Annotated in this window: 28 protein-coding genes and 1 tRNA gene; 16 read left to right on the top strand and 13 right to left on the bottom strand. The window is 71.1% G+C overall.

Features of this window, described 5'->3' with window-relative positions:
• The first annotated feature begins 83 nt into the window (after positions 1-83).
• Both cysS and rlmB read left to right on the top strand, forming a co-directional pair.
• Positions 84-1,517 (top strand): cysteine--tRNA ligase, encoded by a 1,434-nt coding sequence (gene cysS / locus EXU32_RS13740; RefSeq protein ID WP_130630411.1) that lies wholly within the window; start codon positions 84-86, stop codon positions 1,515-1,517.
• Entirely contained in the window at positions 1,517-2,464 is a 948-nt protein-coding gene (rlmB, locus tag EXU32_RS13735) for a 23S rRNA (guanosine(2251)-2'-O)-methyltransferase RlmB (protein ID WP_130630410.1), read from the top strand. Before cysS ends, rlmB begins: the two co-directional genes overlap by 1 nt.
• A gap of 115 nt (positions 2,465-2,579) precedes the next feature.
• Here rlmB and EXU32_RS13730 read toward each other — a convergent pair whose 3' ends face one another.
• Genes EXU32_RS13730 through EXU32_RS13715 form a run of 4 tightly spaced genes read right to left on the bottom strand, consistent with a single transcriptional unit; the run spans position 2,580 to position 6,644 of the window.
• Entirely contained in the window at positions 2,580-3,158 is a 579-nt protein-coding gene (locus tag EXU32_RS13730; protein WP_130630409.1) for an RDD family protein, read from the bottom strand.
• The gene (locus tag EXU32_RS13725) at positions 3,155-4,402 is read right to left on the bottom strand and encodes a DUF4032 domain-containing protein (RefSeq protein WP_130630408.1); all 1,248 of its coding nucleotides are present in this window, start codon (positions 4,400-4,402) and stop codon (positions 3,155-3,157) included. Before EXU32_RS13725 ends, EXU32_RS13730 begins: the two co-directional genes overlap by 4 nt.
• Before the next feature lie 50 nt (positions 4,403-4,452).
• Positions 4,453-5,205 (bottom strand): trehalose-phosphatase, encoded by a 753-nt coding sequence (gene otsB / locus EXU32_RS13720; protein WP_130630407.1) that lies wholly within the window; start codon positions 5,203-5,205, stop codon positions 4,453-4,455.
• A 2-nt stretch (positions 5,206-5,207) separates the two neighbouring features.
• Complete coding sequence (locus EXU32_RS13715) at positions 5,208-6,644, bottom strand: alpha,alpha-trehalose-phosphate synthase (UDP-forming) (RefSeq protein WP_130630406.1); 1,437 nt, start codon at positions 6,642-6,644, stop codon at positions 5,208-5,210.
• An 86-nt stretch (positions 6,645-6,730) separates the two neighbouring features.
• On the opposite strand from EXU32_RS13715, the gene EXU32_RS13710 reads away from it, so the two are divergent.
• The 7 genes from EXU32_RS13710 (at position 6,731) to EXU32_RS13680 (ending at position 13,374) form a co-directional block, all read left to right on the top strand.
• Positions 6,731-7,159, top strand: coding sequence for a CBS domain-containing protein (locus tag EXU32_RS13710; RefSeq protein WP_130630405.1), 429 nt, complete (start codon positions 6,731-6,733; stop codon positions 7,157-7,159).
• A gap of 70 nt (positions 7,160-7,229) precedes the next feature.
• The gene (locus tag EXU32_RS13705) at positions 7,230-8,984 is read left to right on the top strand and encodes a serine/threonine-protein kinase (RefSeq protein WP_130630404.1); all 1,755 of its coding nucleotides are present in this window, start codon (positions 7,230-7,232) and stop codon (positions 8,982-8,984) included.
• Positions 8,981-10,630 (top strand): threonine/serine ThrE exporter family protein, encoded by a 1,650-nt coding sequence (locus tag EXU32_RS13700; RefSeq protein WP_130630403.1) that lies wholly within the window; start codon positions 8,981-8,983, stop codon positions 10,628-10,630. Before EXU32_RS13705 ends, EXU32_RS13700 begins: the two co-directional genes overlap by 4 nt.
• A gap of 167 nt (positions 10,631-10,797) precedes the next feature.
• On the top strand, positions 10,798-11,568 hold the full coding sequence (locus tag EXU32_RS13695; RefSeq protein ID WP_347400278.1) for a transglycosylase family protein: 771 nt from the start codon (positions 10,798-10,800) through the stop codon (positions 11,566-11,568).
• A 255-nt stretch (positions 11,569-11,823) separates the two neighbouring features.
• A complete protein-coding gene (locus EXU32_RS13690) occupies positions 11,824-12,549 on the top strand; it encodes a transglycosylase family protein (RefSeq protein ID WP_130630401.1) in 726 nt (241 codons plus the stop codon).
• A 74-nt stretch (positions 12,550-12,623) separates the two neighbouring features.
• A tRNA-Thr gene (locus tag EXU32_RS13685) sits at positions 12,624-12,696 on the top strand.
• Between the two features lie 240 nt (positions 12,697-12,936).
• On the top strand, positions 12,937-13,374 hold the full coding sequence (locus tag EXU32_RS13680) for a hypothetical protein (RefSeq protein ID WP_130630400.1): 438 nt from the start codon (positions 12,937-12,939) through the stop codon (positions 13,372-13,374).
• A gap of 40 nt (positions 13,375-13,414) precedes the next feature.
• Here the strand turns inward: EXU32_RS13680 and EXU32_RS17220 are convergent, their stop codons facing one another.
• Entirely contained in the window at positions 13,415-13,573 is a 159-nt protein-coding gene (locus EXU32_RS17220) for a hypothetical protein (RefSeq protein ID WP_165399682.1), read from the bottom strand.
• A gap of 308 nt (positions 13,574-13,881) precedes the next feature.
• On the opposite strand from EXU32_RS17220, the gene EXU32_RS13675 reads away from it, so the two are divergent.
• Positions 13,882-14,073, top strand: a complete 192-nt coding sequence (locus tag EXU32_RS13675) for a type II toxin-antitoxin system HicA family toxin (protein WP_130630399.1) — start codon at positions 13,882-13,884, stop codon at positions 14,071-14,073.
• Entirely contained in the window at positions 14,070-14,444 is a 375-nt protein-coding gene (locus EXU32_RS13670) for an XRE family transcriptional regulator (RefSeq protein ID WP_207233804.1), read from the top strand. The genes EXU32_RS13675 and EXU32_RS13670 overlap by 4 nt, the downstream gene beginning before the upstream one ends.
• A 212-nt stretch (positions 14,445-14,656) precedes the next feature.
• Here the strand turns inward: EXU32_RS13670 and EXU32_RS13665 are convergent, their stop codons facing one another.
• The 3 genes from EXU32_RS13665 to EXU32_RS13655 form a co-directional block, all read right to left on the bottom strand.
• On the bottom strand, positions 14,657-15,679 hold the full coding sequence (locus EXU32_RS13665) for a hypothetical protein (RefSeq protein WP_130630397.1): 1,023 nt from the start codon (positions 15,677-15,679) through the stop codon (positions 14,657-14,659).
• A complete protein-coding gene (locus EXU32_RS13660) occupies positions 15,676-16,191 on the bottom strand; it encodes a SigE family RNA polymerase sigma factor (RefSeq protein ID WP_130630396.1) in 516 nt (171 codons plus the stop codon). The genes EXU32_RS13665 and EXU32_RS13660 overlap by 4 nt, the downstream gene beginning before the upstream one ends.
• A 127-nt stretch (positions 16,192-16,318) precedes the next feature.
• A complete protein-coding gene (locus EXU32_RS13655) occupies positions 16,319-16,735 on the bottom strand; it encodes a transporter substrate-binding domain-containing protein (RefSeq protein WP_165399681.1) in 417 nt (138 codons plus the stop codon).
• 70 nt (positions 16,736-16,805) lie between these two features.
• Between EXU32_RS13655 and EXU32_RS13650 the strand changes: the two genes are divergently transcribed.
• From EXU32_RS13650 to EXU32_RS13640, 3 genes are read left to right on the top strand one after another with little or no spacing between them, the layout of a single operon-like run.
• Positions 16,806-17,762: a glucosyl-3-phosphoglycerate synthase gene (locus EXU32_RS13650; protein ID WP_130630394.1), complete on the top strand. Its 957-nt coding sequence runs from the start codon at positions 16,806-16,808 to the stop codon at positions 17,760-17,762.
• Positions 17,759-18,619 (top strand): dihydropteroate synthase, encoded by an 861-nt coding sequence (folP, locus tag EXU32_RS13645; RefSeq protein ID WP_130630393.1) that lies wholly within the window; start codon positions 17,759-17,761, stop codon positions 18,617-18,619. The genes EXU32_RS13650 and folP overlap by 4 nt, the downstream gene beginning before the upstream one ends.
• On the top strand, positions 18,616-19,278 hold the full coding sequence (locus EXU32_RS13640) for a hypothetical protein (protein WP_130630392.1): 663 nt from the start codon (positions 18,616-18,618) through the stop codon (positions 19,276-19,278). Before folP ends, EXU32_RS13640 begins: the two co-directional genes overlap by 4 nt.
• 72 nt (positions 19,279-19,350) lie before the next feature.
• Here EXU32_RS13640 and EXU32_RS13635 read toward each other — a convergent pair whose 3' ends face one another.
• From EXU32_RS13635 to EXU32_RS13620, 4 genes are all read right to left on the bottom strand, one after another.
• Entirely contained in the window at positions 19,351-19,728 is a 378-nt protein-coding gene (locus EXU32_RS13635) for a GntR family transcriptional regulator (RefSeq protein ID WP_130630391.1), read from the bottom strand.
• On the bottom strand, positions 19,725-20,651 hold the full coding sequence (locus EXU32_RS13630) for a hypothetical protein (RefSeq protein ID WP_130630390.1): 927 nt from the start codon (positions 20,649-20,651) through the stop codon (positions 19,725-19,727). Before EXU32_RS13630 ends, EXU32_RS13635 begins: the two co-directional genes overlap by 4 nt.
• A gap of 82 nt (positions 20,652-20,733) precedes the next feature.
• Positions 20,734-21,228 (bottom strand): GNAT family N-acetyltransferase, encoded by a 495-nt coding sequence (locus tag EXU32_RS13625; protein ID WP_242612793.1) that lies wholly within the window; start codon positions 21,226-21,228, stop codon positions 20,734-20,736.
• The gene (locus EXU32_RS13620) at positions 21,225-22,298 is read right to left on the bottom strand and encodes a thermonuclease family protein (RefSeq protein ID WP_165399680.1); all 1,074 of its coding nucleotides are present in this window, start codon (positions 22,296-22,298) and stop codon (positions 21,225-21,227) included. Before EXU32_RS13620 ends, EXU32_RS13625 begins: the two co-directional genes overlap by 4 nt.
• Before the next feature lie 119 nt (positions 22,299-22,417).
• Here EXU32_RS13620 and EXU32_RS13615 point away from each other — a divergent pair, with 119 nt between their 5' ends.
• Positions 22,418-23,758, top strand: coding sequence for an MFS transporter (locus EXU32_RS13615; protein WP_130630388.1), 1,341 nt, complete (start codon positions 22,418-22,420; stop codon positions 23,756-23,758).
• A gap of 9 nt (positions 23,759-23,767) precedes the next feature.
• On the opposite strand, the gene EXU32_RS13610 is transcribed toward EXU32_RS13615, so the two are convergent.
• Entirely contained in the window at positions 23,768-24,928 is a 1,161-nt protein-coding gene (locus EXU32_RS13610) for an acyl-CoA dehydrogenase family protein (RefSeq protein ID WP_130630387.1), read from the bottom strand.
• 148 nt (positions 24,929-25,076) lie between these two features.
• Here EXU32_RS13610 and EXU32_RS13605 point away from each other — a divergent pair, with 148 nt between their 5' ends.
• Positions 25,077-25,691: a PepSY domain-containing protein gene (locus EXU32_RS13605; protein ID WP_130630386.1), complete on the top strand. Its 615-nt coding sequence runs from the start codon at positions 25,077-25,079 to the stop codon at positions 25,689-25,691.
• Positions 25,692-25,693: the final 2 nt, after the last annotated feature.

Below are 25,693 nucleotides of genomic sequence, written 5' to 3'. Positions count from 1 at the left end.
CGGCGCCGACCAAGAGCGTCACCTCGGCCGTGTGCGGCGTCACGGGGCACGGGGTATGCCGCCCGCCCGTTAGCCTTGACCCCGTGACCCTGCAGCTCTTCGACACCGCCACGCGCGCCCAGCGCGACTTCGTCCCCGTGACCCCCGGCCGGGTGGGGATGTACATCTGCGGGCTCACGACGCAGGGCGCGCCGCACATCGGGCACCTGCGATTCGCCGTCTCCTTCGACGTCCTGCGGCGCTGGTTGGTGCGTGGCCACGGCTACGACGTCACCCTCGTGCGCAATGTGACCGACATCGACGACAAGATCCTGCGCAAGGCCGGCGAGGCCGACGAGGAGTGGTGGGCGCTCAGCTACCGCAACGAGCGCTACACCACAGAGGCCCTCGACCTGCTCGGCGTGCTGCCCCCCACCTACGAGCCGCGCGCGACCGGCCACATCACCGAGATGGTCGACCTCGTCGAGACGCTCGTCGAGCGCGGCCACGCCTATGCAGCGGCCGACGGCAGCGGCGACGTCTACTTCGACGTCAAGAGCTGGGCCGACTACGGCGAGCTGTCCAACCAGGGCCTGGACGACATGGTCGCGGCCGACGACGCGGACCCGCGCGGCAAGCGCGACCCTCGTGACTTCGCCCTGTGGAAGGGCCGCAAGCCCGAGGAGCCCGCGACCGCCAACTGGCCCACCCCCTACGGCGAGGGCCGCCCCGGCTGGCACCTCGAGTGCTCCGCGATGGCCCGCAAGTACCTCGGCGACACCTTCGACATCCACGGCGGCGGCATCGACCTGCGCTTCCCCCACCACGAGAACGAGCAGGCCCAGTCCCGCGCGGCCGGTCTCGGTTTCGCCGGCTACTGGCTGCACAACGGCTGGGTGACGGTCAAGGGCGAGAAGATGGGCAAGTCCCTCGGCAACGCCCTCGAGGTCCAGCACCTCGTGCAGGAGTACGACCCGCTGACCGTGCGCTACTTCCTCACCGCGGCCCACTACCGCTCGATGATCGAGTACCACCCGGGCTCGCTGGAGGAGGCCGGCGCCGCGATCGAGCGGATCGAGGGCTTCCTACGCCGGGCGCTGCCGGGCCAGGGCGCCGTCGAGGCCGACCCGGGCGTCGAGCTGCCGGCGGCCTTCGCCGCGTCGATGGACGACGACCTGGGTGTCGCGGGCGCGCTCGCGGTCATCCACGACACCGTCCGCGAGGGCAACACGGCGCTGGACGAAGGGGGCCGGGACGAGGCTGCCGAGATCGCCGCCACGGTCATCGCCATGACCGACGTCCTGGGCATCAACCCGCTGTCCGCGACGTGGGGTGGGGCCGGTGGTAGCCGTGAGGACGAGCTCACCCAGGCCCTCGACGCCCTCGTGCAGCTCCAGGTCGAGTCCCGCGCCAAGGCCCGTGCCGCGCGCGACTTCGAGACCGCAGACCAGATCCGTGACGCGCTCGTCGCCGCGGGAATCACCATCGAGGACACGCCGCGCGGTGCGCGGTGGAGCCTCACCAGGAAGGACCACTGATGGCTGGCAACAGCTCACGCCGCGGAGCGGTGCGCAACTCGTCCAAGAAGGGGCCGCAGGTCGGCTCCGGGGGCCAGCGTCGCCGTGGGCTCGAGGGCAAGGGCCCGACGCCCAAGGCCGCCGAGCGCCCCAACCACAAGGCCTACGACAAGTCCGCCGGCGCCAAGCGGGGGACCAACCGGCCGACCGGGGGCCGCAAGAAGGCGTCGACCGAGATGATCGCCGGACGCAACTCCGTCGTCGAGGCGCTGCGCACCGAGGTGCCCATCACGACGATGTTCATCGCCAACCGCATCGACAGCGACGACCGCGTCCGTGAGTCGCTGACGATCGCGGCCGAGGCGGGCATCCCGATCATGGAGACCCCCCGCAGCGAGCTCGACCGACTGACCGACGGGGCCGTGCACCAGGGACTGGCGGCGCAGGTACCGGCCTACCAGTACGCGCACCCCTCGGACCTCGTGGACTCCCAGATCCCCGGTGTCCCGCTGGTCGTGGCGCTGGACGGCATCACCGACCCGCGCAACCTCGGCGCCATCGTGCGCTCGGTGGGGGCCTTCGGCGGTCACGGTGTCGTCGTGCCGCAGCGGCGCAGTGCCGGGATGACGGCGTCCGCGTGGAAGACCTCGGCAGGCGCCGCCGCGCGCATCCCGGTCGCCCAGGCGGCCAACCTCGTGCGCGCACTGGAGGACTACCGCAAGGCCGGGTTCTTCGTCATCGGCCTCGACATGGAGGGCGACGTGGAGCTGCCGGGCCTCGACCTGGCCACCTCACCGCTCGTCGTCGTCATCGGGTCCGAGGGCAAGGGCCTCTCACGCCTGGTCCGCGAGACCTGCGACCAGATCGTCTCGATCCCGATGAGCAGCGCCACCGAGTCGCTCAACGCCGGCATCGCCGCGGGCGTCACGCTCTACGAGATCGCTCGTCTGCGCGCCGAGCAGCGCTGACGTCTGGCTCGGCAGCTCGACAAGAGAAACCTCGCCTTTGCAAGAGTTTGATACTCGTGCGAAGGCGAGGTTTATCGGGTGACCCGAGAATCCTGAGTCGGGTGGGGCGCCCGCCTCAGTCCTTGGGGACCTGGATGACGTGCGTCTTGCCCACGATGTCGGCGAGGGTGCGGTCGTCGTCGTCGACGAGCATCCAGATCCAGCTGATGATGCCGGCGAACTGGTGGACGAGCTCACGCAGCGCGGCCGGGCCGAGCTGGGGGTTGGCGCCCGACTCGGCGTCGATGACCTTGAGCCCGGTGACCTTCTTGCCGAGGCTCTGACCGGTCCGGGTCACGCGCCACACGCGGTTCCACGCGACGACGGCGAGGCTGGCGACGACGCTGAGGAGGACGAGCAGGATGCCCAGGCCGATCAGGACGCCGGAGCCGGACCCGGGGACACTGCAGGTCTCGTCGTAGTACGCGCCGCAGGCGTAGCTGTCGGGGACCCCCGCCACGATGCTGATGATCCCCAGCACCAGGGGGATGAAGCCAGCGGCGGAGGGGAGCAGCCCGTCGAGGATCCCCGGGAGGATCCGGTCGGCGAAGGCCGCGGAGCGGCCGTACCGCTGCTCCACCCACGCCCGTGAGCCCGGCCTGCTCGGGTCGCTGCCGCTCGGGGGCAGGGGCGCGCTCGGCACGGCCTCGGTCATCTCGTCTCCTCGTCGGTGGTGGGCAGCATCTGGGTGTCGGTCCCGAGGACCGCCTGCTCGTCCGGCTTGCTCGGCAGGACCTCGCGCAGGTAGTCCCTGATCGCGTCCCTGATGTGGACATCGTGCCCGACCCGCTCGGCCATGTACCAACGGTGCTCGAGGATCTCGTGGAAGATCTCCGCCGGCTCGAGCTTGGCGCGCAGCTCGCTGGGGATGGCCGCGGCCGTCGGCTGGTAGACCCGCGTGAGCCAGTCGTGGGCGACGAGCGACTCGTCGTCGCCCTGCCGGTCGGTGGCCGCACGGTAGGAGTCGAGGTCGTTGAGCAGGCGGCGGGCCTGGTTTTCCTCCACGTCGAGGCCGGTGAGGCGCAGCAGCCGGCGGCTGTGGTGCCCGGCGTCGACGACCTTGGGCTGGATCCGCAGGTGCGTGCCGTCGAGGTCGGTGGTGATGGCCAGCTCGTCGACGTCGAAGCCGAGCAGGTTGAGCCGCCGGATCCGCTCGTCGACCCGCCAGCGCTCGCCGGAGTCGAACCACTCGTCGCCGGTGAGCTCCTGCCACAGGCCCCGGTAGCGGTCGATGAGGTCGGCGGAGACGTCGATCGGGTCGAGCCCCTCGGGGAGGTAGCCGCCGGCGGCGAGGTCCATCAGCTCGCCGGCGATGTTGGTCTGGGCCAGGTCGAGGTCGTGCTCGCGCTGCCCGTCGCTCAGGCTGTCGTGCAGCTCGCCCGTCTCGGCGTCGACGAGATAGGCGGAGAAGGCGCCCGCGTCGCGGCGGAAGAGGGTGTTGGACAGCGACACGTCACCCCAGAAGAAGCCGGTCATGTGCAGCCGGACGAGGAGCGCGGCGAGGGCGTCGGCGAGGCGGATCGCGGTGTCCTCGCGCAGGTGCTGGCCGAAGACGACGCGGTAGGGGAGGGAGAACTGCAGGTGCCGGGTGACGAGGCAGGCGTCCAGGGGCTGCCCGTCGGCGTCGGTGCGGCCGGTCACGACGGCGAGCGGGATGACGCACGGCAGGTCGAGGCGGCGCAGCTGGCGCAGCAGCCGGTACTCGTTGCGCGCGATGTCGGCCTTGATCTCCTTGACCGCGACGATCCCGCCGGACAGGTGGGCGAAGCGCACGACGTGGCGGGAGATGCCGCGTGGCAGGGCCGCCAGCAGGTCGGCGGGCCAGTCCTCCAGCGGGGTCGACCACGGCAGGTCGAGCAGTGCCGGATCGGGCTGGGCAGCGGAGATGTCCAGGGGCATGGCTCCTCCCTCCGGGCCCGACGGGCCCATCCGCCCAGTGTGGCCCAACCTCAGGAGCGAAGGGAGGACAGCGCGGCCAGCACCTCGGGCACGTGCGTGCAGTCGTCCACGCGCAGCCGGGCGGCGCTCTCGCCGGGCCCGACCTTGATCCCCACGTCGTCGGGGCCCAGCACGGTGAAGACGTGCTCGTCGGTCACGTCGTCGCCGAGGTAGACGGTGGCGTCCACCTCGAGGGTGGCGGCCAGGGCGCGCAGCGCGGTGCCCTTGTCGGCGCGCACCACGCTCAGCTCGTGGACCCCCTTGCCCGCGAGGTGGGTGACGCCCTCCTGGGTCGCCGCCTCGGTGGCGATCGCCGCAGCGACCGGCAGGACCTCGGCGGGCAGGCCCCGGGTGTGCAGCACCACGGCCGTCGGCTTGTGCTCTAGGCGGATCCTCGGGTCGCGGTCGGCGACCGCCCGCTCGACCCGCTCGCGCAGCCCGGCGACGGCCTCGGCGGTGCCCTCGGGCAGGACGGTCCCCGCGCTGGACTCGCCGCCGTGGCTGCCGATGCGGGTGACGGCCGAGCCGGCCAGTCCCGTCAGCTGCTCGAGGGTGGCCAGGTCGCGCCCCGACACGACGGCTGCCCAGGTGCCTTGTGCCGCAGCGAGGTCGGTGAGTGCCTCGATGGTGCCCGGCTGGGCCCGGGAGTCCATCGGGTCGAGGACGAAGGGAGCGAGCACCCCGTCGAAGTCCGTCGCCACGAGCAGCCGCGGCAGGGCCGCGACGGCGGCCAGGGCGGAGGTGACCTCCTGGGGGACGGGCACCGTCAGGCCCCCTTCGCCGGGGGTCGCTCGGGTGCCATCTCGAGGTTGGTGAGGAAGCGGTCGGCCCACCGCTGCACGTCGTGCTCGGCCACGCGACGGCGGGAGGCGCGCATGAGGCGACGCTTGTCCTTGGGGTCGGTGCTGATGGCGCGCAGCATGGTCTGCTTCAGCCCCTCGATGTCGTGCGGGTTGCACACGAAGGCCTGCTGCAGCTCGTGCCAGGCTCCGGTGAACTCGCTGAGCACCAGCGCGCCGCCCAGGTCGTGCCGGCAGGTGACGTACTCCTTGGCCACGAGGTTCATGCCATCGCGCAGCGGGGTGACGAGCATGACGTCCGCCACCTGGAAGAGCGCGGCCATCTCGTCACGCGGGTAGCTCTGGTGCAGGTAGTGCACGGCGGGGGAGCCGAGCGCGGAGTAGGTGCCGTTGATCCGCCCGACCGTCGCCTCGACCTCGGAGCGCAGGTCCTTGTAGGCCCCCACGCGCTCACGGCTCGGGGTCGCCACCTGCACGAAGGTCACCTCGGGCGGCCGGAAGGTGTCCTGCGCCAGCAGCTCCTCGTAGGCCTTGAGGCGGTGGCGGATGCCCTTGGTGTAGTCGAGGCGGTCGATCCCCAGCAGGACGATGTCGGGGTCGCCCAGGGAGGTGCGGATCTCCGCGGCGCGGGCCTGGACGGCGTCGCTCTTGGCCAGCTCCTCGAGGCCCACGTAGTCGATGCTGATGGGGACCGCCGAGGCGCGCACCACCCGGTCCGTGCCGTCGGCGTCCTGGGTCGTCACGGTGTCGCCGCGCGTCGCGCGGCCGTCGAGCTGGCGGGCGGCCCGGACGAAGTTCTGCGCGTCCGTGGCCCGCTGGAAGCCCAGGTAGTCGGCACCGAGGAGCCCGTCGATGATCCGCGAGCGCCACGGCAGCTGGGCGAAGAGCTCGACCGGGGGGAAGGGGATGTGGTTGAACCAGCCGATGCGCAGGTCGGGCCGCAGCGCGCGCACCATCGCCGGGACGAGCTGGAGCTGGTAGTCGTGGATCCAGACCTTCGCCCCCTTCGCCGCGACCTTGCACACGGCCTCGGCGAAGCGCTCGTTGACCCGCTCGTAGTCCTGCCACCACTCACGGTGGAAGTGGGCCGGCACGATGACGTCGTGGTAGATCGGCCACAGGGTGTCGTTGCTGAAGCCCTCGTAGAAGGTCGTGAGCTCCTCCTCCGAGAGGGGCACGGGGTGCAGCCACATGCCCGACTCCTCGAAGGGAGCGGGAGCCTCACCTGCCTCGCCCGCCCACCCGACCCAGGCGCCCTCGCGTCCCCGCATCACCGAGTCCATGGCGGTGACCAGACCGCCGGGGGAGCGGTGCCACTCGCTGCGCCCATCGGGGGTGACGACGCGGTCGACCGGCAGTCTGTTGGCGGCGATGACGAGGTCGAATGTGCGTTGGCGTGGCACGGGTGTGCACCTCCGGAGGTTGTTGGGTCCACCCTATGTACCCGTCAACCCTTCCCCTGATGCTCCCGGACGACTAACGTCGATACATGAAGATCTCGGATGTGCTGCGCAACAAGGGCACCGACGTCGTGACCGTGACGCCGGACTCCTCCGTCGGCGAGCTCCTCGCCCTGCTGGCGGAGCACCGCATCGGTGCCGTGGTGGTCTCCTCTGGTGAGGGCAGCGTCGACGGCATCGTCTCCGAGCGCGACGTGGTGCGGGGTATCCATCGTGACGGCGTCTCGGTCCTCGAGGGCCCGGTGAGCGCGATCATGACGGCTCAGGTCCACACCTGCGGCGAGCACGACGAGGTCAGGGACCTCGCGACCCAGATGACCGAGCGCCGCATCCGGCACGTCCCCGTGGTGCGGGAGGGCAAGCTCGTGGCCATCGTGAGCATCGGTGACGTCGTGGCGCACCGCATCCGCGACCTGGCGGCCGAGCGCGACCAGCTCGAGGCCTACATCACCCAGTAGGTCGATCCCTCAGGAGGCATACAGGCGATGCTCCGACACCTCCCATGCGAAGCCTTCTACTCTTGGGGGCATGACGACTCAGCTCCTCGGGGACGACCCCGCCCCTGACGGGCGTGGGGATGTGGGTGTGGCCGACTTCGACACCATCGGTCCCTACCGGGTGCTCCAGCAGCTGGGGCAGGGCGGGATGGGCATCGTCCACCTCGCCCTGGACGCCCGGGGCCGGGCAGTGGCGATCAAGGTCCTGCGCTCCCACGTGGCCCACGACGAGGACGCGCGAGCGCGACTGGCTCGCGAGGTCGACACTCTGGCGCGGGTGCGCTCCCAGCGGATCGCCCCCGTCTTCGACGCCGACCTCGAGACCGAGCAGCCCTACATCGTCACCCGCTACGTGCCCGGACCCAGCCTCGAGCAGCGCGTCCGGGAGGACGGCCCCCTCGGTGCGCAGAGCCTGCTGACCCTCGCGCGCGGCCTGACCGAGGCCCTGCGCGCCATCCACGACGTCGACGTCATCCACCGCGACCTCAAGCCCGGCAACGTCCTCATGCTCGACGACGACCCGGTCGTCATCGACTTCGGCATCGCCCACGTCGCCGACACCTCGCGGATGACGATGACCGGTCTCGTGATGGGCACTCCCGGCTACCTCTCGCCCGAGCTGGTCGAGGGCGGCGACGTCACCCCTGCCACTGACTGGTGGGGCTGGGCGGCGACCCTCGTCTTCGCCGCCACCGGCCGCTCTCCCTTCGGTCGTGGGGGGATGGAGGCCGTCCTGGCCCGCGTGTGCCGCGGCGACGCCGACCTGCGCGATGTCGACCCGCAGCTGGCGCCGCTGCTCCACGCCGCGCTCGCCCCCGACCCGACCCGCCGGCCCGACGCCGACGAGGTCCTCATGGCCCTCGAGGCGTGGGCGCACGGCCGGCCCGTCACCGAGGTGCTCCCGCAGCGCACCCGGGTCCTGCGTCCCGACGCGACGCGGGCATTGCCGCCGGTCGCTGCACCGGCCGTCGAGCCGCCCGCCCCGTGGGGGCAGGGCGACTGGACCGACCCGGCTCCGGCTCCGGCCCCCGCACCTCGCGCGCCGGTACCGGCCGCGCGTGGGCGCGAGCCGTGGCCCGGGACGCAGCCCGCTCCGCAACCCGCCGCCCAGGTGGGGCACGGCCCCCAGGTGGGGCACGGCCCCCAGGCCGGGCAGCTCGACCGCCCGGGTGACCCACGCATCGGCAAGGCCCGACGCAGCGATGTCCTGGCCGCGCTCCTCGTGGCCGGCGTGGCGCTGACGACCGCACTGCCGTGGGTGGGTCTGGCCGTTGCCGTCTGCTGGTCGTGGGCAGCGAGGACCGTCGACCGCTCGATGACCGCGACCGTGCGTCGGCGTCACCGCTACGGTCGCCGCCGCAGCGACGGGGTCGCCGCGGTCGCCTCGGCACCGCTCCAGCTCGTCGGCGCCGCGCTGACGACCGTCGTGGCCGCGCTGCTCCCGCTGGCCGTGGGTGCTGCCGGGGTCCTCGCGACCGCGCTCGCCCAGAGCACCGTGGACGGACTCGGGGTGCGCCTGGACTCTGCCGTGCCGCTCGCCGTGGGTGCCCTCCTCGCCCTGCTCATCGGCTGGTGGGGGCCCGGCGGCCCCAGCCTGCGCCGCGGCAGCCGCAGCATGGCGCGCAGCGTCACGGGCCCGCCCGCGCTGCGTCTGGTCGTCGTGGCTGCTCTCCTGATCTTCGCCGTCGGGGTGCTCGGTGCGCTCGCCGTCGGAGCGCTCGACATCTCGTGGTGGCCCTCTCTCGGGTCCCCGCTGCCCAGCGCGGACCAGCTGCCCGGCCGATGACCACGCCGCCTCCGCCCCCTCCCCACGGCTCGAGGCCGAGGCGCCGGCCGGCGCAACGCGTCGAGGGCGACGCCGGTGCCCAGCCCCAGGGTCCGTCCCCGAAGCCGCGCCGCCGACCAGAGCGGCGCAGCGAGCCGCAGACCGGTGCGATCCCCCAGCACCCGCAGCCCAAGCCCAGGCGGCGTCCGACGCTGCGCGGCGAGCAGCCGACCGAGACGATCCCGCTGCGTGGCTCCTTGCGCGGCACTCCCTACCGCGACCCGCGTGTCACCCGAGCCGTCGCCGAGGAGCGTGCCGCCGCCCACGCGATGGAGTTGGCCCTGCGGGTGGCCGAGCTGATGCTGCGCTCCGGGTCCAGCGCGGCCGGCGTGGAGTCCGCGACCATCGCGGTCTGCGTGGCCGCCGGTCTGGAGGACCTCGACGTCGACCTGACGATGCAGTCGATGCACCTGCAGTGCCGCACGACGTCGGGCCAGACGATCTCGAGGTTGCGGGTCGTGCGCCAGCCACGACTGGACTACGCGCGACTGGCCATGACGCACGCCCTCGTCGACGACCTGGTCTCCGGCGAGATCGACGTCGAGCAGGCCGACACCCAGCTGCGCGAGATCTCCCGCGCCCCCCGCATGTGGTCGCACTGGTTCGTCACCCTCGCCGAGGGTGGTGTCGCCGGTGGTGTCGCGCTGATCCTCGGCGCGAGCCTGCCGGGTGTCGTCGTGGCCGCGGTCGCGGCCTGCGTGACGATCCTGCTGGCCGGGCTCGTCCACCGGCTCAACCTGCCCGACTTCTACCTCGGGGCGCTCGGTGGGGCCACGGCCACGCTGATCGCCTTCAGCTCCTACATCCTGGGCACCTACGACCTGATACCGATCTCACCGGCGGACTTCGCCTTCATCGTCGCCGGTGGGATCGTCGCCCTGCTGCCCTCGCGCACCCTGATCTCCGCGATGGAGGACGTGCTGTCGGGCTTCCCCGTCACGGGCACGGCCCGACTCTTCGCCGTGCTGCTGCACACCTTCGGCCTGATCGTCGGTGTCGCGGGTGGGCTGGGACTGTCGCTCCAGCTCGGCGAGCTGCTCGACCTGGGGCTCACCCCACCGCCGCTGGACAAGCTCGCCTGGGCCTCGGCCAGCCTGCCGCTGGTCCTCGGTGGGTCGGCGCTCATCGGCCTCGCGGGCTCGATCACCCTGCAGGGGAGCCGGCGCATGATGCTCCCCTCGGCGGTCCTGTGCACCATCGGTGTCGCGACCGCGGCCGGTCTCGTGCACCTGGGTATCGGCCGGGTCACCGCGACCGGTGTCGCAGCCGTGGCCATCGGCTTCCTCGCGCGCTACGTCGCGCTGCGGATGGACGCGCCAGCACTGACGCTGTCCGTGCCGGCATCCTTCGGCCTCTACCCCGGTCTGGCGATCTTCATCGGGCTCTATCACATGAGCAGCCAGTCGACCGTCGCCGACGGGGCCAACTCGACGGCCGGCCTCTTCAGCGTGCTCGGCGCCTTCGGCGTGATCATGGCCGTGGCCACGGGCAACACCTTGGGTGATCGGCTCGCCGCCCCACTGGATGCCCCTGTGGCACAACGGCGCCGGGCCACGGTGGCGCAGGACGGCGTGGGTCGGGACGACGATGGCTGGGACATCGTCTGACTCCGCGCAGGGGTCCTGCTGACCTCTGTTTGACTCGTTAGGTCACGGGAAGGTAACGTTCCCGCCGTCCGCGAATGACGCCAGACCTTCTGGCAGCTTCACCACGAAGCCCCCCTGAACCTCGTGGAAGGAATCACCACCGAATGTTCTACTCCCCCAAGCACTCCATGGTTGAGAAGTCCTCGCCGGCCCGCCGCCGCATCGCCGGCGTGGCCGTGGCCGGCGCGTCGGTCGCTCTCGGCTCGATGGCGACCGCGCAGAGCGCGTCCGCCTCCACCAACTCCAACGTCTGGGATGCCGTCGCCGCGTGCGAGAGCGGTGGCAACTGGTCGATCAACACCGGCAACGGCTTCTACGGCGGCCTGCAGTTCACCACGCAGACGTGGCAGGGCTTCGGTGGTGGCAAGTACGCGGCCAACGCCAACCAGGCCAGCAAGGCCCAGCAGATCGAGATCGCGCAGAAGGTGCTGCAGACGCAGGGTCCCGGCGCGTGGCCCGTCTGCTCGCAGAAGGCCGGCCTGACCAAGGCCAACGGCATGACCGGTGGCGGCTCGACCGCACCGGCGCCGGCCCCGGCCCCCAAGCCGGCCCCGGCCCCCGCCCCCAAGGCGCAGGCTCCGGCCCCGCAGGCCGCTCCGGCCCCGCAGGCCCCCTCGCGCTCCGAGGTCCGCACCCCGGCCGCTGGCGCGCTCGTCGTCGACGGGATCCGTGGTCCCAAGACCAACGCCGGCATCGAGAGCTGGGTCGGCACCGCCCAGGACGGCGTCCTGAGCGCCACCGACGTCAAGGCCCTCCAGGCCAAGGTCGGCACGATCCAGGACGGCATCATCGGCCCGAAGACCACCACTGCGCTGCAGTCGGTCGTCGGCGCCACCCAGGACGGCATCTGGGGCCCGCAGACCACCAAGGCCCTCCAGAACCACCTCAACGCTCGCTGAGCGACGCACGGCTGACCGGCTGGTCCACCAGCCCATCACCTGCTCGAAGGGGGGTTCGCACCATACGGTGCGGACCCCCCTTCGACGTGCGTGGAGGGGGTTGTGGAGCCGGTGCGCGAGGTGACGAAGGGTCTTGAGTTACAGGTATGTATTTACGTGGCAGGTGTTGTCTGTGTGACTGCTGAGTCCTTAGCGTCGCTCTCGGACCTGCACGGGGGACCCCCTGCCCGTGCTTCGCCGACACGAGGACTCTTCATGTTCAGCACCAATGACTTCCCGGACCAGCCCGTCTCCAGACGTGGCCGCCGCCTGCGCATCGCCGGCGGCGCCGTCGTTGCCGGCTCCCTGGTGGCCGGTGGCTTCGTGGTCGCCTCCACCGCGGGTGCGGCCGACACGGTCTGGGACCGCGTCGCCACCTGCGAGTCCACGAACAACTGGTCGATCAACACCGGCAACGGCTACTACGGCGGACTGCAGTTCTCCTTCCAGACGTGGAAGGGCTTCGGCGGGCAGAAGTACGCCTACACCGCTGACCGCGCCTCTCGGGCGCAGCAGATCGAGATCGCGCAGGAAGTGCTCAAGGTGCAGGGCCCCGGCGCGTGGCCGGTGTGCTCCGTCCGTGCCGGGCTGACCGTCGCCAACGGTCTGGCTGTCGACCCCTACACCGGCACCGAGCGGCCCTCGCGGGACACGACCCGTCCGCCGGTCACCTCCACGGACGGCAAGCTCGTCGTCGACGGTGTCCAGGGCCCCAAGACCAACGCCGGCATCGAGAAGTGGGGCGGTCGCCCCATGAACGGCTACCTCGACTCGGCCGACAAGCGGGCCCTGCAGCGCCGGGTCGGAGCCTCGCCCGACGGGATCATCGGCCCGATGACGACCAAGGCGCTGCAGCGCAAGGTCGGCGCCGACGTCGACGGCGCCTGGGGCCCGCAGACCACCACCCGACTGCAGACCTATCTCAACAACAACGTGCTCTGAGTCGACCACCGACTCGATCGCGACCGGGACCGCGGGCTACGATGCCGCGGTCCCGGTCTTCGTGTCCGGGCCTCGCTGGCGTGGCGCAATTGGTAGCGCACCTGTCTTGTAAACAGGGGGTTGAGGGTTCAAGTCCCTTCGCCAGCTCAGTCTGTCTCTCGTCCACAAGATCGTGGTGTCTTGAGGCCCTGTCCACAACTGACCCAGGTCTCCGAAACAGGCGATCGCACGCAGCATGCTGGCCGAATCAGAGAAGCGCGTGCATCGTCTTCAAGTCCGCACTTGCCTTGTCCGTAGGTTGACTAGGCTGATGAAGCGCGCCGCGGTGCTGAAGAAGATCGCCAAGGCGGCGAAGGCCCATGGTCTCGACCATGGGACGCATACGAGGTGACCGCCCGCAAGTTCTTCGACCAGTTCGCGGACGAGTTCGGGAAGGGGTGGGTGGCGATGACGACGTATCGGGTCACTGCAGAGCACACGAGGTCCGGGTGGTGGGCGCTCGAGGCGTCCGAGGTCGGCGCCGTGAGTCAGACGCGTCGTCTGGACCGGGCCGAGGCCGAGATGCGTGAGGCCATTGCTTTCTTGGCCGATGTCCCCGAGAGCGAGGTCGAGATCGAGGTCATCCCGGTGATCCCTGACGAAGTGCGTGAGGCCATGCGCAACTCTGAGGAGCTCCGGAGCGAGGCGCAGAAGGCCAACCGAGATGCCGCGGCGGAGGCCCGTAGGGCTGCGCGCACGCTCCACGCTGCCAAGTACACCTACCGCGACATCGGCACGGTATTGGGCGTCTCCCACCAGCGGGCCGAGCAACTCGTGAAGTCCTAGACGGACCCTCCCCACTCCGCTGATCGGGGTCGCCCTGTGTTCAGCCCTGGTCCGCCAACCACGCATTGATCGAGTCCTTGAGCGGCTGCTCCTGCTCACCCACGAGCACGACGCCGCCGTCCGCGGACGATGAGGTGGCGGTGACCCCCTTCGTCGGGCCGTCCGCTCCGATGATCACGTCGACCTCGCCACGGTCCACCGCCGTCAGGACAAGTCCTCATCTGGTCGGGCCCACTCAGGCGGGCACTTCGCCGCACAGGTGCAGTCGAGGGTCGGCGCTGCGGGCGAGGGCGGCACCCAGCGCCCCCCTGATGTCCTGAGCCCGCACGTCTTGGCCGGCTTTCGTCGTTCCACAGCGAGCAGCCCGTGCCGAAGAGTTTCCACAGGTGGGCCGGGTGCCCGTCGACGGAGGTCGTGCGAAGGCAGAGTGAGGTGACCGAGGAAGGTGTCGGACACTGCCGTCTATCTCCCTTGTCTTGAACTGTCTAGCGAACTGGAAGTACGCTGATGAAGCGTAGAGATCTCCTCAAGGCGCTGCGTGCAGAGGCGCGACGTCAGGGCTTCGATTTGGTCATCCGCGAGGGCGGCAGCCACACCAAGGTGGAGATTGGCGAGCGATCGAGCGTGGTTCCGCGCCATGCCGAGATCAACGAGATGACTGCGCGATCGATCCTCAAACAGATGGGAGCACGCCAGTGAAGGTCACCGCTCAGGTTGTTCGATCCGGGGACTGGTGGGCCATCGAGGTCCCGGAGTTCCCTGGTGTCTTTACCCAGGTCAAGCGTCTCGACCAGGCGGCGGTCATGGTCGCTGACGCTGTCGCGACCATGACCGGTGTCGATCCGAGCGAGGTCGAGGTGTCGGTCCGTGCGTCGCTGCGACCGGAGCTCCAGCACGATGTGGACGAGGCAATCCGGCTTCGACACGAGGCCGAGGAGGCCCGTGCGACAGCGACCCGGCAGCTGGCTCAAGCTGTCACCGACGTCCTCGGCGCGGGCCTGACGGTCCGTGACGCAGCGACGCTGCTGGAGATCTCACCCCAGCGGGTGTCGCAGGTGGCTCGGGCCTGAGCAGCCTCAGCCCTGGCCTGCCAACCACGTGTTGATCGAGTCCTTCATCGGCTCCTCCTGCTCGCCCACCAGCACGACGCCGTCGTCCGCGGGCGACGACGTGACGGTGACCCCGCCAGCTCGGGTGGGAGTCGATCGAGTCGGCGTACTCCGTGATCGGGGCAGCGGGCTTCCCACTCTGGACCCAGCCTGGTCGGCGACGGCCCGAACGATCACGGGGTGTTGATCATGGAGTGCGCCTTCCCGCCAACCGTCCAGTGGACTCCGCTGCTGTAGCTACGGACGTCGGCGATGACGGCCACCTCGTCCCCGATGGGGCTGGTCCACGTGGGGGCGTTGCGCTCCCCGTCGATGACGCGGATGTCTTGGGCGCCCGCGGGGATGATGGCGACGAGGAGCTTGTCTGGCCGGCCGGGTGTGTCTGCGCTCTCCATGACGAGGATCGGCTCCTGAGGGCTCGAGTTGTCATACCCACCACCGGCTGTTCCGTCCGAGTTGTCCCACTCCAAGATCTTCAGATCAGGCGACCACGTCAGGTTGTAGCCGGAGAACGCACCGCTGGTGAACTGTGTGTGCTCGAAGCGTGCGCCGGCATCCGTGGACCCGGCCTCTGGGCCGGTCCAGTAGAGGACCGGAGCCTTGCCCCCACCCTTGTCCTCGGAGCTGTTGATAGCCACGACCTGGAGGTCCGACCCCGGCAGCTTCACCTCGCCGACGCGCTGGCCGGGCCCGGTCGTGACGCTGACGGGCGCGACCTGGTCGGGGACGACGGCCAGCCACATCCCGTCGTCGGCCCGGCTGGGCTTGGGCGCGATCCCGGCGAGGGCCTGCGAGGGGGATGCGGTGAAGGTGGCGGCGGTGTCGCCTGAGTTCGGGTCGCTGACCGTCACCTTGGTCAGACCGCCGCCCATGGACTCGCCGGTGACGGTGTAGGCCGTGACAGGGGACTCGGTGCCGGGATGGATCGACAGCGTCGTCTCGCCTCCGCCCGCGGCCAAGGTGAGGATGCTGCTGTCGCCCGGCAACCACGAGGCGGAGGCGGCGACACCACCGACGAGGATGAGCGCGCTGGCCGAGCCGACCAAGAGCCGGGTCGCGATCCGGGCGCGCCGACGCCGCAGACCCGCGCCGCGAATCGCGTCGGCGGCGAAGTGATGGGACTCAGGGGCTGCCGCCCTCAGCAGCTCTGCGACCCGCGTGTCGTGCTCCTGCTCGTGCTCCTGCTGGATGCTCATGACTGCTCCTTCTCCATGACGAGGGTCGTTCGGAGTGCGGCCATGCCCCGGGACAGGTGGGACTTGACGGTTCCTTCGGCGATCCCGAGCGTGGCCGCGACCTCCTTCTCGGGCATGCCGCAGTAGTGCCGCAGGACCACGACCTCTCGCTGCCGCGTCGGTAGGTCGGCCAAGAGGCGCACGACGAGATCACGGCTGTCGACCGCGTCCATCGGCGAGGAGCCCGGCTGGATGTCGTCGAAGAAGGAATCGACACCGACCTCGCGACTGCCCCGACGCCAGGTGTCGTGGGCATGATTGACCAGCACCCTCCTCGCGTATGCCACGGAAGTGCCCGGGTCCACTCGGGACCAGGCCATGTACGTCTTGACCAAGGCGGCCTGCACCAGCTCGACGCTGGCGTGGTGGTTGCCCGTCAGGAGCCAGGCGGTGTGCAAGAGCCCCGGCGATGCGATGTCGACGAACTCGGCGAAGCGCTCATCATCGGCTCGACGGTCACGTCGCAACGCCATCACGCCTCCTCGCATCGGTCATCGGTCATGGATAAGACCGTCCAGAGCCCCCATCCGTTGTCACCGACGTCCACATTTCCCGAAGCCGACGTGTCGAGACAGGAAGGTGCGTGGCCCGCGACGCAGCTCAGCCCTGGTCCGCCAACCACGCACTGATCGAGTCCTTCAGCGGCTCCTCCTGCTCACCCACGAGCACGACGCCGCCGGTGGCGGACGAGGCGGTGGCGGTGACCCCCTTCGTCGGGCTATTGGCGCCGATGATCACGTCCACCTCGCCGCGGTCCACGGCGGCGGCCAACGCGTCGAGTTCACCGACCTGCCAGCTCGGGTGGGCGCCGATCGAGTCGGCGTAGCCGGTGATCATGTCCGCGGCCGGACCGCTGACGTCGCCGCCACCGTCCGGCACGGTCAGCGGCGGGTTGTCGACGACCCCGACATTGAGGATCCCCGTGCTCTCCGCGCGGGAGAGCGCCGACCCGGGGTCCGAGCAGCCGCTCGCCACGAGCAGTAGCGGCAGCAGGGCCATCGCGAGGAGTCGGCGCATGGCCACCATGATGCCTGCCTACGATGGGCTGGGGCCGCCACGGCCCCGTCCCGTCGAGAGGTTGTCCTGCATGCGCGCTCCGACCCGTGACTGGCTCGCCAGGCACAGTCATGTCCATGGGGACTTCGACGCAGCAGACCTCGTCGAGCGCCTGGAGGCGAAGGGGGAGCGGGTCACCGTCGTCATCCCGGCCCGCAACGAGGCCGCCACCGTCGGCGAGGTCGTCACCGGCCTGCGTCACGAGCTCGTCGAGCGCGTGCCGCTCGTCAGCGAGCTCGTCGTCATCGACTCCGACTCCGACGACGACACCTCGGCCGTGGCCGCCGACGCGGGCGCCACGGTCCACCGGTCCGACGAGATTGCCGCCCACCTCGGTAGCCACCCCGGCAAGGGCGAAGCGCTGTGGAAGTCGCTCTTCGTCACCTCTGGCGACCTCCTCGTCTTCGTCGACGCAGATCTCACCGAGTGGGGACCACACTTCGTCACCGGCCTGGTCGGCGCGCTGACCGCGGACCCGGCGACGATGCTCGTCAAGGGCTGGTACGACCGCGTGCTCGACGTGCCGGGACAGTCCCCGAGCACCGAAGGGGGCCGCGTCACCGAGCTCGTCGCCCGCCCGGTCCTCGACCTGTGGTGGCCCGATCTGGCTGGGGTCGTCCAGCCGCTCGCCGGCGAGTGGGCGGCCCGCCGCGCCCTCATGGAGTCGTTGACCGTGCCCACCGGCTACGGCGTCGAGATCGCCTCCCTCATCGACACCCACCGACGACTCGGACTCGGCGCGATAGCCCAGGTCGACCTCGGCGCTCGCGCCCACCGCCACCAGAAGGACCACGACCTCGCGGTCATGGCCGCCGAGCTGCTCGCGGTCGTCCACGCCCGCCGCGACGGCGAGCCCCGCGAGGTCGAGGTCGTCGCGGACGAGCTGGAGCAGTTCACCCGGGACGGGGGCTGGCGCACCCGACCGGTCCCGCTCGTCCAGCGGCCCCCGGCCGTGACCCAGACCGGCTACTCCGAGGGACTCGCATGAGGCTCGGCCGACACACCTTCGCCGACGACGCGATGCTCGTCATGGCGATCGTCAACCGCACCCCCGACTCCTTCTACGACAAGGGGGCGACCTTCGCCGAGGACAAGGCGATGGAGCGCGTCGACCTCGTCGTCGAGCAGGGCGCTGACATCGTCGACATCGGCGGGGTCAAGGCTGCTCCCGGTGGCGAGGTCGACGTCGCCGAGGAGATCGACCGCGTCGTCGGGCTCGTCGCGCGCGTGCACGAGGCGCACCCGCAGCTCGTCATCTCTGTCGACACCTGGCGGGCAGAGGTCGGCGAAGCCGTCTGTGCCGCAGGCGCGGACGTCCTCAACGACGCCTGGGGCGGCGCCGACCCCACCCTCGTCGACGTCGCGGCCCGCCACGACGCGGCCATCATCTGCACCCACACCGGCGGGGTGGAGCCGCGCACCCGACCCTTCCGCACCGGCTTCGAGCGGGACGTCATGGCCGAGGTCCTCGACGGCGTCCTCGGGTACGCCGAGCGGGCCCTCGCGGCCGGCGTCGCGCGCGAGTCGATCGTCATCGACCCGGCTCACGACTTCGGCAAGAACACCCACCACACCCTCGAGGTGACCCGCCGTCTCGACGAGATGGTCGACACCGGCTGGCCGGTCCTGGTCTCGTTGTCCAACAAGGACTTCGTCGGCGAGACCCTCGACAAGCCGGTCGACCAGCGCCTCATCGGCACGCTGGCCACGACCGCGGTCTCCGCTTGGCTCGGTGCGCGGATCTACCGCGTGCACGAGGCTGCCGAGACCCGGCAGGTCCTCGACATGGTGGCCACGCTGCGCGGCGAACGTCCGCCGGCCCGCACGATCCGAGGACTCGCATGAGCGTCATCGCCGCAGTCGTCGTCCCGGCCGCCCCGGCCCTGCTGCCCGGGATCGGGGGCGCCGCCGACCCGCTGGCGGACCTGCGGGAGCAGGCTGCCGCACTCGTCGACGCGACCGCCACGGCGAAGGGAGCCTCCCGGGTCGTCGTGATCGGCGCGGGGCAGTCCACCCGCACCTGGCCGACCGATGCGCCGTCCGGTGCGGCCCGCTTCACCACCGGCCTCGTCCCCGACGGCGCCCTGCCCACGGACGTCGAGATCGGCCGCCTCTTCGCCCCCTCTGGAGGGGGCGAGCTGGTCCTGCACTCCATCGCGAGCGACGCGACCCCCCAGGAGTGCGCGCAGCTGGGCCGCGAGCTGGCCGACGGCCCGTCGACGCTCCTCGTCTGCGTCGCCGACGGGCCGGCGACGCTCACCGACAAGGCGCCGGGGCATCTCCAGCCGGACGCCGCTCCCTTCGCCCGCGAGCTGGCCGACGCGCTCGCCGCCGGGGACACCCCCGCGCTCGCTGCGCTCGACCCCGCGACCTGTGACCGGCTGTGGATGCGCGGCCGGCCCGCGCTGCAGGTGCTCGCTGCTGCCGCCCCAGGTCTGCTGGGCGATCTCGTCTCCGAGGAAGCCCCCTTCGGCGTGCAGTACTTGCTGGTCCGCTGGGTCTGAGCCCGTCGTCGTCCTGCGCACCCGGATGACCGGAGAAGGGCAACCGGGCGCGCGCCACGACGTCAGGTGGCGCTACCGCCGCCGGGTCACCCGCTCCAGGGCCAGCGCCGCCTGCTCGGGCGTCGCCCCGAGGGTGGCTGCCCGCGCGAGGTAGGACTCCGCGGCGTCGTCGAGGAGCGTGACGGCGGCCGGGCTCGCCGACTCCGGTCGGGGTGCGACGCGGGTGCCGGCGCCGCGGCGGGTCGTGACGAGGCCGGACCCCTCCAACTCCTTGTACGCCCGGGCGACCGTGCCTGCGGCCAGGCCGAGGTCGCTCGCGAGCTGCCGGACCGAAGGGAGCCGATCGCCCGGCTGCAGCTGTCCCGTCTCGATGAAGGTCGTCAGCTGGCGACGCACCTGCTCGTACGGCGGAGTCGGATCGACGAGGTTGATGGTGACGGCCGCGCTCACAGCGGCACCCCCACCGGCGCAGTGTCGCCGCGCTGAGGGGGCGGGACATCGTCCACGCGCACGCCCGGCCCGCTGCACAGGCCCACGAGGGCGGCGGTCCCGAGCACCGCGGCCACGCCAGCGCCGATGAGCGAGACGGTCGCGAGCAGCCCGTACTCGCCGGGCGCGCAGTCGGCCGATCGGGCGCCCATCGCCATGATGAGCAGCACGGGCACGAGGGTCAGACAGGCCCCGAGGGTCAGTGACTGCAGCACCGCCGCGAGCGACCACCGGCGCAGTCCGGTGTCGAGCGCAGCGCTCTCGGCCGCGGGGCTGGGCCGTCGGGCGATGACGACGCAGGTCGCCACCGCGAGGGCCACGCTGACCGCGGTGGCGAGCGCGATCGGGGTGCCGTAGTGGCTGCCGGGCCACGGGCTGCGCGTGTGCGTCACGTCGCCGCAGACGACCGTGAGGGCACGCCCTGCCCTGCCGAGATCGTCGGGGCTGCCCGTGATCCACCCGACGGTGAGGGCGGCCGTCAGGGCGGCGAGGGCACCGGTCGCCAGGAGCAGCCAGCCCCGGGGCACGAGGCCGCGGACGCTGCGTGGCTGCAGGGCGGCGCTACGGGTGAGGGTCATCGGCCGGCGGAAGGTGGCCTCACCCAGGCAGATCACCGCGACGACCAGGGTCCCCGCGAAGGCCGGGGCGATGGCCGACGCCGTGTCGCCCCCGGTGAGCCCGAGCACCGGCACGGCGAAGCACACGAGCACGGCCACGGCCAGCGCCGCGAGCCGCCAGAAGCGCGCGCGGCGAGCCAGTCGGACGAGATCGACGTGCTCGTTGATGCCGACGACCGAGGCGCGACGGCTGGTGATCAGGGACGCGACGACGGCGATGAGCAGCCCGACGAGGAGGACGAAGGGGAGGAGGAGAACCAAGCTCATGGCTGCACCTTTGTGTCAGGCGGTTGGGACAAGACGAAGCGTCCTCCTCCACCTCGATTGTGTCAAGCAGGTGACACAACGGTCAGAGGTCGAGCTTGAACCCCTCGTGCGTCGCCTCGTAGCCCAGCCGCTCGTAGAAGCGGTGTGCGTCGGTCCGCCGCTTGTCACTCGTGAGCTGCACCAGCGTCGCCCCGCGCGATCGCCCCTGCTCCTGCGCCCACTCCATGAGCGCCGCGCCCAGGCCGCTGCCGCGGGTGCTGGAGTGGACGCGCACACCCTCGACGACCAGGCGCTTGGCGCCTCCGCGGGAGAGGCCGGGGATGAAGGTGAGCTGGAGGGTGCCGGCGGCAGCACCCCCTTCGTCCCGGACGATCGCCAGGAGTTGCTGCGGGTCGACGTCGACCTCGTCGAAGGCTGCGAGGTAGGGCGCGAGGTCGACGCCTTCGCGACCCGCACCGATCTCGTCGTCGTGCAACAGGGCCACGATGTCGGCGACGTCCTCGCGGGTGGCGCGGGCGACGGTGTAGTCGGCGCCCTCGGTCCCTATGTGTTGGGCGCGGAAGGGTGAGGTGGTCACAGTGGCTGCCGGGTGTCGCAATCGATGTAGGTGAAGGTCTTACCGCCCGGAGCATAGCTACGGCACGGGGCAGCGTTGTTGGGCCGGGTGCTGGCCGGAGGTGGCGGCGCTGGCGTGCTCGTCGTCCGTGGAGCAGGCGCCGGCGGCGGGGTGTGGGTGGTCGGCGGAGCCGGAGGGGGCGAGGACTGTGTCCGCGGCGGCGGAGGCCTCGTGGTTCGCGTCGCAGTGGTCGCCCTCGGTGTCGACGTCGGCTTCGCAGTGGGCTTGGTCGTCAACGTCGGCTTGGGTGAAGGTGGCGTGCTTGAGCGCTTGGACGTCGTGGAGTGGTCGGGAGTTGACGTCCTGGTCCGTGAGGGCGCCGGCTTCGATGTCTTCTTGGCGGCCGATCTGGCTGGCTTGTTGACGACATCCATGAGGTGCTGGATGGCCGTGGCCCGGCCGGAGTGGCTCAGGGCGCGAGCAGTGAAACTGTCGGGGTCGCCGAGCAGAGCGAGCAGGCCCGCAGCTTCATGCTGTGCGGTCCTCGTGTTGCCTGCCGCGGCCGCCGAGTCCACCCGCTCGGTCCTGGCGGCGAGGGTGCACTCCTGCAAGGGATCGAAAAATCCTCGGTTGTTTGCCGATGCTTCTGCGAAGGCCTCGTCGATGTCATCCTTGTATCTGTCATTGGGGTCGATGTGCATCGGCACGGCCAGACCGTTGCGAACGATGTCGGCGTTGACGAGACCGTTGCTGAACACCCCGCGCAACTGGCGGCCATACGGGTCGTCGTGGTCGCGGTCCCACATGAGTCGGACACTCGACCCAACCGGGATCCGCTCCTGCACGTATCGCTTTGCCTCGGTCGCGAGACACTCGGTGTCCTTGGCCGCGCCGCCGATCTCTGGTGTGTCGATGTTGAGCAGGCGCACGCGGTGCTCCGCACCTTCGTACTGCACGTCGATGGTGTCGCCGTCGACGATCTTGACCACCGTTGCCCTGTCGCCCGCGGTGACTCCGATGGCGACGAGTCCGGAGACGCCGACGGCGGCCGTCGCGACTGACGCGATGATGACACTTGTGAGGCTGGGCATGGCCGAAAGATAGCGCTCCACCGAAAGCATTGGGCTGGCAGGCACGCCAGAGCCGACGCTGGTCCGTTGCGTGGAACGGCGATTGTCTGTTCCCTGCAGAGATTCGTATCATCTATCCAGTGACCGGGACCGTCCAGCTGCACAACATCGGGCGCCGCCGCGCCTACGCCATCTGGGGCATGGGCTTGGCGGTCTATGTCCTCGCCGTCTTCCACCGCACCTCGCTGGGCGTCGCGGGCCTGCTCGCCGCCGACCGGTTCGGGATCAACGCCAGCCAGCTGGCCACCTTCACCGTGCTGCAGCTGGCCGTCTACGCGGGCATGCAGGTCCCCGTCGGGGTGCTGCTCGACCGCTACGGCTCCAAGGTCCTCATCGCCAGCGGCCTGGTCTGCATGACGGCGGGCCAGCTGTGGTTCTCCTACGCCGAGAGCTTCCAGAGCGGCCTCGCGGCCCGCGCCCTCATCGGTGCCGGCGACGCGATGGTCTTCACCTCGCTGCTGCGGCTCGTCGCCCTGTGGTTCCTCGTGCGGCAGGCTCCGGTCGTCACCCAGGTCACCGGGATGATCGGGCAGATGGGCGCCGTCGCCGCGGCGGTCCCGCTGAGCGCCGCGCTGCACAGCTGGGGCTGGACCCGCACCTACACGATCGCCGCCTCGCTGGGCCTCTTCCTGCTCATCGGCGTGGTCCTCTTCATCAAGGACTCGCCCTACGAGCGGGCCGCGGTCGAGCGGATCAAGATCCGCGCCCTGCGGGAGAGCCTCACCGAGGTCTGGCGAGACCCGGGCACCCGGCTGGGGCTCTCGGTGCACTTCACCGCCCAGTTCGCCCCGACGGTCTTCGCGCTGCTGTGGGGCTACCCCTTCCTCGTCTCGGGGCAGGGGCTGAGCCCGACGCAGGCGTCCACGCTGCTCACGCTGATGACCTTCGTCGCGCTCATCGCCGGGCCCACCATCGGCCGCTGGACCGGCCGTCACCCCTACTACCGCTCCGTCATGGCGCTCGCCGTCGTGGGCGCGATCGCCCTCGTCTGGGCGATCGTCCTGGCCATGCCGGGCCCGTCCCCGCTGTGGCTGCTCGTCATCCTCGTCGCGGTCACCGCCGTCGGCGGCCCCGGCTCGATGATCGCCTTCGACCTCGCGCGCAGCTTCCACCGCAGCGAGCGCTACGGGCGCGCGTCCGGTGTGGTCAACATGGGCGGTTTCGTCGCGTCCCTCGTGACGATGGCCCTCATCGGTCTGGTCCTCGACCGGCTGGCGCCGGGCGGCCCCGAGACCTACACACTCAACGACTTCCGGATCGCGATGAGCGTGCAGTTCCTCATGTGGGGCTTCGGCGCGTGGATGATCCTGCGCTACCGCCAGCGCAGCCTCGCGCGCGTGTCCCGCAGCCCCGGCGCCATGGAGGCGCTGCGGGACGGCGACGCACTGCTGCCCGGGATCTCCCGGGACCACGAGGACTGACGAAGGGGGTCAGAGTCCAGCGAGCAGGTGGCGCGAGATCACCAACCGCTGGATCTGGTTGGTCCCCTCGAAGATCTGGGTCACCTTGGCCTCGCGGAAGTAGCGCTCCACGGGGAAGTCCTGCGTGTAGCCGGCCCCGCCGAGCACCTGGATCGCGTCGGTCGTCACCCGCATCGAGGCATCGGTGGCGATGAGCTTGGCGACCGCGGCCTCCTTGCCGTAGGGGCGCCCCGCGTCCCGCAGCCGAGCGGCGTGCAGGTAGGTCGCCCGGGCGCTCGTCACGGCCGCCTCCATGTCGGCCAGGAGGAAGGCCAGGCCCTGGTTGCTCGCGATCGTCCGACCGAACTGCTCGCGCTCGTTGGCGTACCTGGCGGCGACGTCGAGCGCGGCCTGGGCGAGCCCGGTGGCGACGGCGGCGATGCCGAGGCGGCCCGTGTCGAGCCCGGCGAGGGCCATCGGCACCCCGCGCCCCAGGTCGCCGATCTGCCGGTCGTCGGTCACCGGGACGTCGTCGTAGATGACCTCGCGCACGGTGTCGCCGTGCAGGCCCATCTTCCTCTCCGGCGCACCGTAGGACAGGCCCGGGGCGTCGCCGGGCACGACGAAGCAGCTGACCCCGCGGCCGCCGTCGTCGCTCGTGCGCACGAAGCTCGTGTAGTAGTCGGCGTGACCGGCGTGCGAGATCCACGCCTTGCGCCCACGGATGCGCCAGGCGTCGCCGTCGCGGGTGGCGCGGGTCGTCATCGCGCCGATGTCCGAGCCGGCGAGCGGCTCGGAGAGGGCGTAGGCGCCGAGGGTCTCGCCGGAGAGCATGTCCGGCAGCAGCGCCTCCTGCTGCTCCTGGCTGCCGAAGGTGTGCACCGCGTAGGCGGTGAGGGAGTGCACCGAGACGCCGACGCCGACCGCGCCCCACGCCGAGGCGATCTCCTCGACGACCTGCAGGTAGACCTCGTAGGGCTGGCCCCCGCCGCCGAGCTCCTCGGGGTAGGGCAGCGACAGCAGGCCGGCGCGGCCGAGGGTGCGGAAGACCTCGCCGGGGAAGACCTCCTCCGTCGCGGCGCGCGCCTCGACCTCGTCGACCTGGGGTCGCAGGGACTTGTCGCAGATCGATCGGGTGAGCTCGATGAGGTCGTCGCCGATCTCGGTGGGCATGAGCCTGGTTGCTGGCATGTCGAGCACTCTACGAGCCCGAGGGGGAGGTCGTCATCGCCCCCGGGAGGGACCCGCCGGGTGAAGCGCTGGTGAGGACTGCGTGAGGGTTCCTTCACGACTGCCGATTCTGATGGTGATCCGCGCGGGAAGTGGGTAGACCAGAGGCATGAAGACCACACGCAGCGCACTCATCGCCCTCACGACCGCAGCCCTGCTGGGCCTGAGCGCCTGCGGCAACGCGGACGACCCGGCCGGCCCCGCCGAGTCGCGCACCCAGCGGCCCGGCGACACGCCGTCCGCGTCGTCGAGCGTCGCGTCCAGCACCTCCAGCACGTCTGGCTCCGCGTCCCGGACGTCGTCGACGTCCTCGGCCACCACGCCCACCGACCCGGTCCTGGCGGCCATCGCCGCCGCGGAGAAGGAGGCCGGGGGCACCGCCTACGAGGTCGACGACCAGGACGGCGACGGCACCTGGGCGGTCGACGTCGCGAAGGGGGCGACGAGCATCGAGGTCGACGTCGCCAAGGGCGGCGCAGCGAGCGCCGGCGAGGAGGGGGACCTCGACAGCGACGACCGGGCGGGGCTGAAGGCGGCCACGGTCGACCTGCCCGAGGCGATCGAGACGGCGCTGAAGGAGGTCGACGGCACCTTCGACGGGGCCGAGCTCGAGGAGGAGGGCGGCAAGCACTCCTGGAAGATCAGCATCGACGTCTCCGGTGACGACACCGATGTCCTCGTCGACGTCAGGACCGGCAAGGCGACCGTCGAGCGCGACGGCTGAGC

The organism is Janibacter limosus, assembly GCF_004295485.1.
Lineage (GTDB): Bacteria > Actinomycetota > Actinomycetes > Actinomycetales > Dermatophilaceae > Janibacter > Janibacter limosus_A.
Note: the sequence above shows the minus strand (reverse complement) of the source record. Positions and strands in the feature narration are given on the sequence as shown.

Coding starts and splice junctions, on each gene's coding strand:
- EXU32_RS13610 (WP_130630387.1), bottom strand. CDS start 24,928: ATGCCAGCAACCAGGCTCATGCCCACCGAGATCGGCGACGACCTCATC.
- EXU32_RS13605 (WP_130630386.1), top strand. CDS start 25,077: ATGAAGACCACACGCAGCGCACTCATCGCCCTCACGACCGCAGCCCTG.
- EXU32_RS13650 (WP_130630394.1), top strand. CDS start 16,806: ATGCGCGCTCCGACCCGTGACTGGCTCGCCAGGCACAGTCATGTCCAT.
- EXU32_RS13710 (WP_130630405.1), top strand. CDS start 6,731: ATGAAGATCTCGGATGTGCTGCGCAACAAGGGCACCGACGTCGTGACC.
- EXU32_RS13725 (WP_130630408.1), bottom strand. CDS start 4,402: ATGCCCCTGGACATCTCCGCTGCCCAGCCCGATCCGGCACTGCTCGAC.
- rlmB (WP_130630410.1), top strand. CDS start 1,517: ATGGCTGGCAACAGCTCACGCCGCGGAGCGGTGCGCAACTCGTCCAAG.
- EXU32_RS13640 (WP_130630392.1), top strand. CDS start 18,616: ATGAGCGTCATCGCCGCAGTCGTCGTCCCGGCCGCCCCGGCCCTGCTG.
- EXU32_RS13730 (WP_130630409.1), bottom strand. CDS start 3,158: ATGACCGAGGCCGTGCCGAGCGCGCCCCTGCCCCCGAGCGGCAGCGAC.
- EXU32_RS13655 (WP_165399681.1), bottom strand. CDS start 16,735: ATGCGCCGACTCCTCGCGATGGCCCTGCTGCCGCTACTGCTCGTGGCG.
- EXU32_RS13620 (WP_165399680.1), bottom strand. CDS start 22,298: ATGCCCAGCCTCACAAGTGTCATCATCGCGTCAGTCGCGACGGCCGCC.
- EXU32_RS13690 (WP_130630401.1), top strand. CDS start 11,824: ATGTTCAGCACCAATGACTTCCCGGACCAGCCCGTCTCCAGACGTGGC.
- EXU32_RS13705 (WP_130630404.1), top strand. CDS start 7,230: ATGACGACTCAGCTCCTCGGGGACGACCCCGCCCCTGACGGGCGTGGG.
- EXU32_RS13675 (WP_130630399.1), top strand. CDS start 13,882: ATGAAGCGTAGAGATCTCCTCAAGGCGCTGCGTGCAGAGGCGCGACGT.
- EXU32_RS13700 (WP_130630403.1), top strand. CDS start 8,981: ATGACCACGCCGCCTCCGCCCCCTCCCCACGGCTCGAGGCCGAGGCGC.
- EXU32_RS13695 (WP_347400278.1), top strand. CDS start 10,798: ATGGTTGAGAAGTCCTCGCCGGCCCGCCGCCGCATCGCCGGCGTGGCC.
- folP (WP_130630393.1), top strand. CDS start 17,759: ATGAGGCTCGGCCGACACACCTTCGCCGACGACGCGATGCTCGTCATG.
- EXU32_RS13660 (WP_130630396.1), bottom strand. CDS start 16,191: ATGGCGTTGCGACGTGACCGTCGAGCCGATGATGAGCGCTTCGCCGAG.
- EXU32_RS13630 (WP_130630390.1), bottom strand. CDS start 20,651: ATGAGCTTGGTTCTCCTCCTCCCCTTCGTCCTCCTCGTCGGGCTGCTC.
- EXU32_RS13665 (WP_130630397.1), bottom strand. CDS start 15,679: ATGAGCATCCAGCAGGAGCACGAGCAGGAGCACGACACGCGGGTCGCA.